Here is a 10,490-nt window from a genome sequence, read left to right on the forward strand (position 1 = left end):
CAACGCTGATTCGCACCACCGTTGCACGACCACAACTGCACCTTCGCCCCGTCTGCCGAACTACCTCCGTCGACATCGACGCACTTGCCCGCGACACCGACGATCGGCCCCGCCCCGGTTCCGGTCGCCGTGTCGAGCGTGTACGCGTCGACGTCGAACAGCGTCCCCGTGCCGCCGGCGAAGGTGAGGTACAGCGTGATGGTCCCGGTGGGCACGGTAGCCAGAGTGGTGGACACCTCGGTGAAGGTCTCCCACCCGCCGGTCACCGGCACGGTCACCGTGCCGAGCACCGGCCCGGCAGGCGAGCCTGCCCGCACCGACAGCGTGCCGCCGGAACCCGCGGAGGACACCCTGGCGGTGAACCGGTTGGCCCCGCCGAGCGCGTACGGCTCGAACGCGATCCAGTCGCCGTTCTGGATGTCGCCGACGGTGCGCCCGCCCTCCGCCGCCGCCTTGTCGTAGAGGGCGGTGCCGGATTGCGTCGAGTAGTGCTCGGCCTGGCGGTGCCGCAATTGCAGGACGTGCTGCGTGTGCGTGGTCACCGGCGGCTGGCCGTTGGCCCCGAGGTCGGTGTACTCGGCGTCGAACACCGCGAACAGGTTCGCCGCCGTGTCGTGCTCGCCGTCCACCGGGATCCGCATCGTCCCCGAGCAACCGGTCCGCGTGGTGATCGGGTGCCCGTGGCTGTCGTGACCCAGCACGTAGCTCAACTTCACCCGGCCGCAGTCGATCGCGCCGTCCTCCCGGTCCGACGCGGTGATCGTGTACGGCACGGTGTCGCCGAAGCTGAACAGCGCCCCGTTGGCCGGGGCGTCCAACCTGACCTCCGGGGCCGTGTTCCCGACCGAGATCGACACGCCTGCCGAGCCCGTGCGCCCGCCGGGATCGGTCACGGTGAGCGTCACCGAGTACTGACCGTTGGCGGTGTAGGTGTGGCTCGGGTTGGCCGCGGTCGACGTGGTGCCGTCACCGAAGTCCCACGAGTAGGTCAGCGTGCCGCCCTCGGGGTCCGAGGAGCCCGCCGACGAGAAGGCCACCGCCAGCGGTGCGCTGCCGGACGTGCGGTCCGCGCTCGCCCGCGCGGTCGGCGCGCGGTTCCCGGCCGGGTTGTACTCGATGCGGTAGAGCGCGGAGCTGGCGTCGCCGCTGCCCCAGCCGGTCCCGTAGTCCAGGACGTACAGAGCGCCGTCCGGGCCGAAGGCGGCGTCCATGACCTGCGTGCCGCGCCACGGGAAGTCGCTGACCTGCCCGGCCGAGCCATCGGCGTTGACGTCGATGGTCTTGATCCAGCGCCGCCCGAACTCGGTGGCGAACACGTGCCCGTCCAGCGAGGCCGGGAACTTGACCGACGAGGGGTTGGCCGCGTCGTACCGGTACACCGGCGCGCTCATCGGGGACTCCGACCCGCAGCCGAACGCGGCGAAGGAGCAGTTGTCGTACTTGATCCACGCCGACCGCGCGGCGGGCAGGGTGGTCAACCCGGTGTTGCGCGGCGAGTTGTTCACCGGGGCGGCGCAGTCGAACCGGCTGCCGGAGGGCCCGGACGGGAACGCGTAGTCCACGTACGCCTCCGAGGTCGTGTTCGTGCCGACGCAGTAGGGCCAGCCGAAGTTGCCCGCCGAGGTGATCCGGTTGAACTCCACCAGGCCCGCCGGACCGCGGGCGGAGGTGGCGGTGCCCGCGTCCGGTCCGTACTCGCCGAGGTAGATCGCCCCCGTCGGCTTGTCCACGTTGAAGCGGAAGGGGTTGCGCAGCCCCATCGCGTAGATCTCCGGCCGGGTCCCGGCGGTGCCGACCGGGAACAGGTTGCCCGCCGGGATCGAGTACGACCCGTCGGGGTTCACCTTGATCCGCAGCACCTTGCCGCGCAGGTCGTTGGTGTTGCCCGCGCTGCGCTGCGCGTCGTAGGCGGGGTTGCGGTTGGTCCGCTCGTCGATCGGGGTGTAGCCGCCGGAGTCGAACGGGTTCGAGTCGTCACCGGTGGACAGGTAGAGGTTGCCCGCCGCGTCGAAGTCGATGTCGCCGCCGACGTGGCAGCACATGCCGCGGTCGGTCTGGACCTCCAGCACGGTCACCTGGCTGGCGGTGTTGAGCGTGAAGTCGGCGTTCAGGGCGAACCGGGACAGCCGGTTGACGCCCTTCCAGGCCGAGAAGTCCGTTCCGGTGGCAGGCGCGTCGCCCGCCGGGGTGGACAGGGGCGGGGCGTAGAAGAGGTAGACGAACCGGTTGGCGGCGAAGCCGGGATCCACCCCGATGCCCTGCAATCCCTCCTCGTCGTGGCTGTAGACCGGCACCGAGCCGATCACTGCGGTGACCCCGTCGGCGGTGGTGCGGCGCACCGTCCCGTTGCGGGAGGTGTGCAGCACCGAGCGGTCCGGCAGGACGGCGAGCGTCATCGGCTCGCCGACCTCCGCCACCCCGCGGGCCAGCTCGACCTGCTGGAAGTCGGCGGGGTCGACCGCGTGCGCGGAGGCCGGTGGCGGGGAGCCGAGCACCGTCGCCACTGCGGCGGCGGCCACCAGGAGGAGGGTGGCCGCCGCGGCTGTGGCACGGCGCCCTGTCGCGGACCCACGCCCGTCCCTCCCGGCGAGGAGGTTGCGGGCGCGCCATCTGTCCCTCGTGGACTTCCCGCTTGCTGTCCGCCCGATGGCGAATGGATGTCGTCGCATAGAAGAGTCTCCCTCGTCATCGTCGACGGGCGGACCGGGAACAACACGGGAGAACCGCGCCCGTTTCGCACGGTAACCACCGGGAAACCGGGCGTCAACGCTCAAGGTTGCTAAAATTGTTAGCGCTAACGGAGCACTGACCAGGCAGGATGACTCGCCCGAAGCCAATTTTCAGCTGTCGAACACGGTTCGATGAGGTCAGAGCGCAACTTCTGCTGTTAGCGCTCACAATATGCCGCTCCGGGTGATTGACGGCCAGGATCGGGCACGGCTACTTTGCCCGCAGGCCCGGTTGGGAGGTCCCGTCGATCGCCACCGGCGCAGCGACCACTGTCCTTTTCGGAGGTTCCAGGATGACGGGCTTACCACGGAGGCGGCTGGTGCAGCTCGGCGCCGCGAGCGCCGGTGCCGCGCTGGCCTCGGGCGGCTGGACGCCGACGGCGCGCGCGGACTCGGCCGCGCCAACGGAGGTGCGCGCGGTCGACGACCTGGCGCTGTGGTACGACGGGCAGGCCGGGACGGACTGGCTGCGCGCGCTGCCGGTCGGCAACGGCCGCCTCGGCGCGATGGTCTTCGGCAACGTCGACGCGGAGCGGTTGCAGCTCAACGAGGACACCGTGTGGGCGGGCGGTCCGCACGACTATACCAACACGCGGGGCGCCGCCGCCCTGCCGGAGATCAGGCGACTGGTGTTCGCCGACCAGTGGGCGCAGGCGCAGGGCCTCGTCGACCAGGCCATGCTGGGCAACCCGGCGGGCCAGCTGGCGTACCAGACCGTCGGCGACCTCAGGCTGGTCTTCCCCTCCCCCGGCGCGGTCTCCGGGTACCAGCGGTGGCTCGACCTGACCACCGCCACGTCCGTGGTGACCTACCTGGCGAACGGCGTGCGGCACCGGCGCGAGGTCATCGCCAGCGCGCCGGACCAGGTGATCGCCGTGCGCCTGACGGCCGGGACGCCGGGGGCGGTCTCGTTCACCGCCACGTTCAGCACTCCGCAGCGGGCGGCGGCGTCGAGCCCGGACGGCACGACGATCGCGTTGGACGGCCGCTCCGGCGACCACCGGGGCATCGCCGGAGCGGTCCGCTTCCTCGTGCTGGCCAAGGCGGTGGCCGAGGGCGGGAGCACCAGCAGCTCCGGCGGCGCGCTGCGGGTGTCCGACGCCACCAGCGTGACGCTGCTGATCTCGATCGGCACCAGCTACGTGGACTACCGGAACACCGGGGGCGACTACCAGGGCATCGCCAGGGGGCGGCTCGGTGGCGCGGCGGGCACGGCCTACGACGTGCTGCGCGCCCGGCACGTCGCCGACTACCAGCGGTTGTTCGGGCGCGTCACGCTGGATCTCGGGCGCACGGCGGCGGCCGACCAGCCGACCGACGTCCGCATCGCCCGGCACGCGGGCACCGCCGACCCGCAGTTCTCCGCGCTGCTGTTCCAGTACGGCCGGTACCTGTTGATCTCGTCGTCGCGTCCGGGCACCCAACCGGCCAACCTGCAAGGCATCTGGAACGACCAGCTGACCCCGTCGTGGGACTCGAAGTACACGCTCAACGCCAACCTGCCGATGAACTACTGGCCGTCCGACACGACGAACCTGCCCGAGTGCTACGAGCCGGTGTTCCGCATGATCAGCGACCTGGCGGTCACCGGTGCTCGCACCGCGAAGGCCCAGTACGGCGCGGGTGGCTGGGTCACCCACCACAACACCGATGCCTGGCGGGGTTCCTCGGTGGTCGACGGGGCGCTGTGGGGCATGTGGCAGACCGGCGGCGCGTGGCTGGCCACCATGGTCTGGGACCACTACCTGTTCACCGGCGACATCGGCTTCCTGCGCTCCTACTACCCCGCGGTGAAGGGCGCCGCCCAGTTCTTCCTCGACACGCTGGTGGAGGAACCCGCCCTGAAGTGGTTGGTCACCAACCCGTCGAACTCCCCCGAGCTGCCCCACCACGCGAACGCGAGCATCTGCGCGGGACCGACGATGGACATGCAGATCCTGCGGGACCTGTTCGAGGGCTGCGCCCGCGCCTCGGAAGCGCTGGGCGTGGACGAGGACTTCAGGGCGCGGGTCCGCGCGACGGCCCGGCGGCTGGCCCCCACCAGGGTCGGCTCCAGGGGCAACGTCATGGAGTGGCTGCACGACTGGGTGGAGACCGAGCCGAACCACCGGCACGTCTCGCACCTGTACGGCCTGCACCCGAGCAACCAGATCACCAAGCGCGGCACACCCGCGCTGTTCGAGGCCGCCCGCCGGACCTTGCAGCTGCGCGGTGACGCGGGCACCGGCTGGTCGCTCGCCTGGAAGATCAACTTCTGGGCGCGGCTGGAGGAGGGCGGCCGGGCCCACGACCTGATCCGCTCCCTGGTCACCCCCGAGCGGCTCGCGTCCAACATGTTCGACCTGCACCCGCCGTTCCAGATCGACGGCAACTTCGGGGCCACCTCGGGGATCGCGGAGATGCTGCTGCACAGCCACGACGGTGAGCTGCACCTGCTGCCCGCGCTGCCCCCCGCCTGGCCCGCCGGGCGGGTGACGGGCCTGCGCGGCCGAGGCGGACACACCGTCGGGGCGGCGTGGAGCGGCGGCCGGGCCACGGAGCTGTCCGTCACCCCCGACCGCGACGGCGTGGTCGAGGTGCGCAGTCGGCTGTTCACCGGGACTTACGAACTGCACGACACGACCAGCGGCACCCCGGTGCGGCCGGACCAGGTCGAACCCGACCTGGTCCTGTTCACCGGTCAGGCGGGCCACACCTACCGCGCGACCTCCTCGGGACAGCCGCCGCTGGTCGAGCCCGGCGTGCACTACCACCTCGTGGCGCAGCACAGCGGCAAGCGGGCCGACATCAGCGGCGCGTCGACCGCCGCGGGCGCCACCCTGGTCCAGTGGTCGGGCACGGGCGGGCTCAACCAGCAGTTCGACTTCCTGCCCTCCGGGGACCACTACCGCGTCCGGGCCCGGCACAGCGGCCTGGTGCTCCAGATCGCGGGCACCGACACCGGTGCTGACATCACCCAGCAGCGCGACACCGGGACGCCGGAGCAGCTGTGGCGGCTGGTCGATCACGGCGGCGGGGTGGTGAGCCTGGTCAATCAGCGCAGCGGCCTCGCGGTGGACGTGTGGTCCGCCTCCACCGCCGACGGCGCCCGCATCTCGCAGTGGACCTCCACCGGCGGCTTCAACCAGCGCTTCCAGCTCCAGCGCGGTTGACCACCGCCGCCCACCGAGGAGGTGCCCGCCGGGATCACGGTGTCCGAGCAACTGGTCGACCAGCACGAGCGAGAGCTGCCCAGGAGCGGGGACTCGTCGGTCTTCAACGAGGCGACGCCGGTGTTGAGGAGCTGATCGGTCGCCGCGCCCCAACTGGACGTCATCAGCATCGCCGCGGGCAAGGGGCACGTCCGACTGCCGTCCGGAGCGGTTGCCTGCGCGATTCCGGCCGACCCCGAGCCGGACGTCGGCGGGTGAGCACACCCCCACCGAGGATGAGGAAAGCGTTCTCCGAAGTAAAGATGTTCGCGCTAACTTCAGCCCGGCATGAAGATTGGCGGCCTTGACCGGGCGACCGTCATCGTCCACAGTCGGCAAACCACAAGGTATGTCCGCTGGCACTGCTACCAAACACCCATGATCACCTCAACTGAGCCGAGCACCATCACACGCAAAATTGTTAGCGCTAACAAGAAGTTGGGCAGATGCGAACCAATCCCTGTCACCGCAGGAACGAAACACGCGGTGTTCTGATCCGTGAGGACACGTGATGAACCATTCGACACGAGCGGTCATTCGTCCGACGCTTCCGCGCCGGCCGAGAACAACGGCGTTGCTGCTCGTCGCGGGACTCGTCGCCGCCCTGATGGTGGCGCTGTTCGACGGGCTGGCCCTGGCAGGCACGACCTTGGGCGCCTCCGCGGCGGAGAAGGGCCGCTACTTCGGGGCCGCGGTCGCCGCGGGGAAGCTGGGTGACTCGACTTACGTGGGCATCCTCAACCGCGAATTCACCTCGATCACCGCCGAGAACGAGATGAAGATGGACGCCACCGAGCCCAACCAGGGCCAGTTCACCTTCGGCAACGGCGACCGGATCGTCAACCACGCCCTCGGCCGCGGCATGAAGGTCCGCGGTCACACCCTGACCTGGCACCAGCAACAGCCCGGCTGGATGCAGCGCATGGAGGGCTCGGCGCTGCGCCAGGCGATGCTCAACCACGTCACCCGCGTCGCCTCCTACTACCGGGGCAAGATCCACTCCTGGGACGTGGTCAACGAGGCTTTCGCCGACGGCAACTCCGGTGCGCGCCGGGACTCCAACCTGCAGCGCACCGGCAACGACTGGATCGAGGCCGCCTTCCGCGCCGCGCGGGCCGCCGACCCCGGCGCGAAGCTGTGCTACAACGACTACAACACCGACGGCGTCAACGCCAAGTCCACCGGCATCTACACGATGGTGCGCGACTTCAAAGCCCGCGGCGTGCCCATCGACTGCGTGGGCTTCCAGTCCCACCTGACCAACTCCGCCCCCGGTGACTACCAGGCCAACCTCCAGCGCTTCGCCGACCTCGGCGTCGACGTGCAGATCACCGAGTTGGACATCTCCGGCTCCAACCAGGCCAACGCCTACGCCGCCGTCACCCGCGCCTGCCTGGCCGTGGCCCGCTGCACCGGCATCACGGTCTGGGGTATCCGCGACAGCGACTCCTGGCGCACCGGCCAGAACCCCCTGCTGTTCGACAACTCCGGCAACAAGAAAGCCGCCTACACCTCCGTCCTCAACGCCCTCAACGCCGGTTCCGGGCAGCCCGGCGGGATCGTGGACACGAGCGCGTGGTACACGCTGGTCAACCGCAACAGCGGCAAGGCGCTGGACGTCTACAACCTGGCCACCAGTGACGGCGCGCGGATCACCCAGTGGACCCGCAACGGCGGCAACCAGCAGCAGTGGCAGTTCGTCGACTCCGGGGGCGGCTACTACCGCCTCAAGTCCCGCCACTCGGGCAAGGTGCTGGACGTCCACAACTTCTCCACCGCCGACGGCGCCAACGTCGTGCAGTGGACCGACGGCAACGGCACCAACCAGCAGTTCCGCGTGATCGACGCGAGCGGCTACGTCCGATTGGTCAACCGCAACAGCGGCAAGGCCGTCGAAGTCCAGAACGCCGCCACCGACGACGGAGCGAACATCGTCCAGTACAGCGACTGGGGCGGCGCAAACCAGCAGTGGCAACTCGTCCGCGTCGGTTGACTCGGCACCGCTTCCACAGCATCCACCTCGACGAAGAGGAGCCCCCCATGCCCGTGTCACCACCCACCACCGTTGCGCGGGCCCGCAGGCGCCGCCTGGCCTGCGCCGCCGCCGCTGTTGTCACCGTGCTGCTGGGCGGCCTGGTGACCGCGCTCGGCGCGACCACCGCGTCGGCGGCAACCGTGGACACGAGCGCGTGGTACGCGCTGGTCAACCGCAACAGCGGCAAGGCGCTGGACGTCTACAACCTGGCCACCAGCGACGGCGCGCGGATCACCCAGTGGACCCGCAACGACGGCAACCAGCAGCAGTGGCAGTTCGTCGACTCCGGAGACGGCTACTACCGCCTCAAGTCCCGCCACTCGGGCAAGGTGCTGGACGTCCACAACTTCTCCACCGCCGACGGCGGCGCCGTCGTGCAGTGGACCGACAACAACACCAGCAACCAGCAGTTCCGCCTGGCCGACTCCGACGGCGGCCACGTCCGGCTGATCAACCGCAACAGCGGCAAAGCCGTCGAAGTCCAGAACGCCGCCACCGACGACGGAGCGAACATCGTCCAGTACAGCGACTGGGGCGGCGCAAACCAGCAGTGGCAACTCGTCCGCGTCGGTGGCGGGACCGACCCCACCACCACGACTCCGCAAACGCCCGCTGACCAGTACACCAACCCGGTGGTATGGCAGGACTTCGCCGACGTCGAAGTCATCCGCGTCGGGGACGTGTACTACATGACCGCCTCGACGATGCACTACTCCCCCGGTGCGCCGATCCTGCGCTCCTACGACCTGGTCAACTGGGAGTTCGCCGGTCATTCCGTGCCGTCACTGGACTTCGGCACCAAGTACGACCTGACCAACGGGCAGCGCGCGTACGTCAACGGCATCTGGGCTTCGACGCTGCAGTACCGGCCGAACAACCGCACCTACTACTGGGCCGGGTGCATCGACTTCAACGACACCTACGTGTACACGGCTTCCAGCGTCGAAGGACCGTGGAACCGGCACGCCCGGATCGACAACTGCTACTACGACGCGGGCATGCTCATCGACGACAACGACACGATGTACGTCGCCTACGGCAACGGCACCATCAGCGTCGCCCAGCTCTCAGCCGACGGCCGCAGCCAGGTGCGTGCGCAGCAGGTGTTCCAGACCCCGTCGAACATCGGGACGCTGGAGGGAGCGCGGTTCTACAAGCGCAACGGCAGCTACTACATCTGGCTGACCCGCCCCGCGAACGGCCAGTACGTCCTCAAGGCGGACAACCCGTTCGGCCCGTACACCCTGCGGCAGGTGCTGCTCGACCTGCCCGGCCCGATCACCGGCGGCGGCGTGCCTCACCAAGGCGGCCTGGTGCAGACCCAGAACGGCTCCTGGCACTACATGTCCTTCGTCGACGCCTACCCCGGTGGCCGGGTTCCCGCGCTCGCTCCGATCACCTGGACAGCGGACGGCTGGCCGACCCTCCAGACGGTCGGCGGCCGGTGGGGCGTGAACTACCCCTCGCCGCTGCCGGCCCGCCCGGTCAAACCCCTCACCGGGGCCGACACCTTCACCGGTCCCGCCCTGGGGCCGCAGTGGGAGTGGAACCACGACCCCGACACCTCCCGGTACTCGGTGGACAACGGGCTGAGGTTGCAGACCGCCACGGTCACCGACGACCTCTATGCCGCCCGCAACACCCTGACCCACCGCATCCAGGGACCGACGTCCACCGCCACCGTCGAACTGGACCACAGCGCGATGCGCGACGGCGACCGGTCCGGCCTGGCCATGCTGCGCCAGTCCTCGGCCTGGATCGGCGTCAGGCGCGACAGCGGTCGCACCCGCGTGTCCATGACCACCGGGTTGGCCATGGACGGCAACTGGCGCACCACCAGCACCGGCACCGAGGCCGCGAGCGCCACGATCAGCGGCGACCGGATCTGGCTGCGGGTCAACGCCGACATCCGCCCCGGCTCCAACCGCGTCGCCCGCTTCTCCTACAGCACCGACGGCGTCACCTTCAACCCGCTCGGCCCCGCCTTCACCCTGAACAACACCTGGCAGTTCTTCATGGGCTACCGCTTCGGCATCTTCAACCACGCCACGCAGGCCCTGGGCGGCTCGGTCACCGTGCGCAGGTTCGACCTGACCACTCCCTGATCGACAGCGCCGTCCCGGAGGTGCACGGGTTCCCTCGTGGACCGGGAGCCCGTGCACCGGGGTCGTTCGGCGACTGCGACACCCCGGCCGCCGCCCTGCGATCCAGGGTCGGGGCGGGCACGACGGTCGTGCACGCCGACTTCCTGTGCTTCCCGCTGCCGCGCGCACCGCACGTGCCGGCGGGCAACCTGCCGTTCCACCTGACCACGTCCCTGCTCCGCCGGATCCTCCACTCCGGGCACTGGACGGACGCGGTCCTGCTGGTGCGGTGGGAGGTCGCCCGCCGTCGCGCGGGCGTGGGCGGGCCGACCCTGATGGCCGCCCAGTGGTGGCCCTGCTACGACTTCGCGCTGCACCGGCGGTGCCCGCGGCGGAGTGGTCGCGGCGGAGTGGTCGCGGCGGAGTGGTCGCGGCGGAGTGGTCGCGGCGG

General features: G+C 70.1%; 3 protein-coding genes and 3 pseudogenes. 5 read left to right on the forward strand and 1 reads right to left on the reverse strand.

Going from position 1 to position 10,490, the window contains the following annotated elements; all coding sequences use genetic code 11:
• A partial coding sequence (locus IEZ00_RS37950; RefSeq protein ID WP_276530113.1) for a PQQ-dependent sugar dehydrogenase occupies nucleotides 1-2,519 on the reverse strand: 2,519 nt, incomplete at its 3' end.
• Nucleotides 2,520-3,022: 503 nt separating this feature from the next.
• Here IEZ00_RS37950 and IEZ00_RS28295 point away from each other — a divergent pair.
• From IEZ00_RS28295 to IEZ00_RS28310, 5 genes and pseudogenes are all read left to right on the forward strand, one after another.
• Complete coding sequence (locus IEZ00_RS28295) at nucleotides 3,023-5,881, forward strand: glycosyl hydrolase family 95 catalytic domain-containing protein (protein ID WP_189226405.1); 2,859 nt, start codon at nucleotides 3,023-3,025, stop codon at nucleotides 5,879-5,881.
• 646 nt (nucleotides 5,882-6,527) lie between these two features.
• Nucleotides 6,528-7,385 (forward strand): annotated as a pseudogene (locus tag IEZ00_RS38215) (glycoside hydrolase family 10 protein); the annotation flags it as partial.
• A gap of 93 nt (nucleotides 7,386-7,478) precedes the next feature.
• A pseudogene (locus IEZ00_RS38220) lies at nucleotides 7,479-7,910 on the forward strand (RICIN domain-containing protein); the annotation flags it as partial.
• Nucleotides 7,911-7,960: 50 nt separating this feature from the next.
• Entirely contained in the window at nucleotides 7,961-10,060 is a 2,100-nt protein-coding gene (locus IEZ00_RS28305) for a family 43 glycosylhydrolase (RefSeq protein WP_189226407.1), read from the forward strand.
• Between the two features lie 125 nt (nucleotides 10,061-10,185).
• Nucleotides 10,186-10,490: pseudogene (locus tag IEZ00_RS28310) on the forward strand (class I SAM-dependent methyltransferase); the annotation flags it as partial.

This window comes from Saccharothrix coeruleofusca, assembly GCF_014648515.1.
Taxonomy (GTDB): Bacteria; Actinomycetota; Actinomycetes; order Mycobacteriales; family Pseudonocardiaceae; genus Actinosynnema; species Actinosynnema coeruleofuscum.

Bases quoted from the DNA above. Each gene is read 5' to 3' on its own strand.
- IEZ00_RS28305 (WP_189226407.1), top strand. From the start codon at position 7,961: ATGCCCGTGTCACCACCCACCACCGTTGCGCGGGCCCGCAGGCGCCGC.
- IEZ00_RS28295 (WP_189226405.1), top strand. From the start codon at position 3,023: ATGACGGGCTTACCACGGAGGCGGCTGGTGCAGCTCGGCGCCGCGAGC.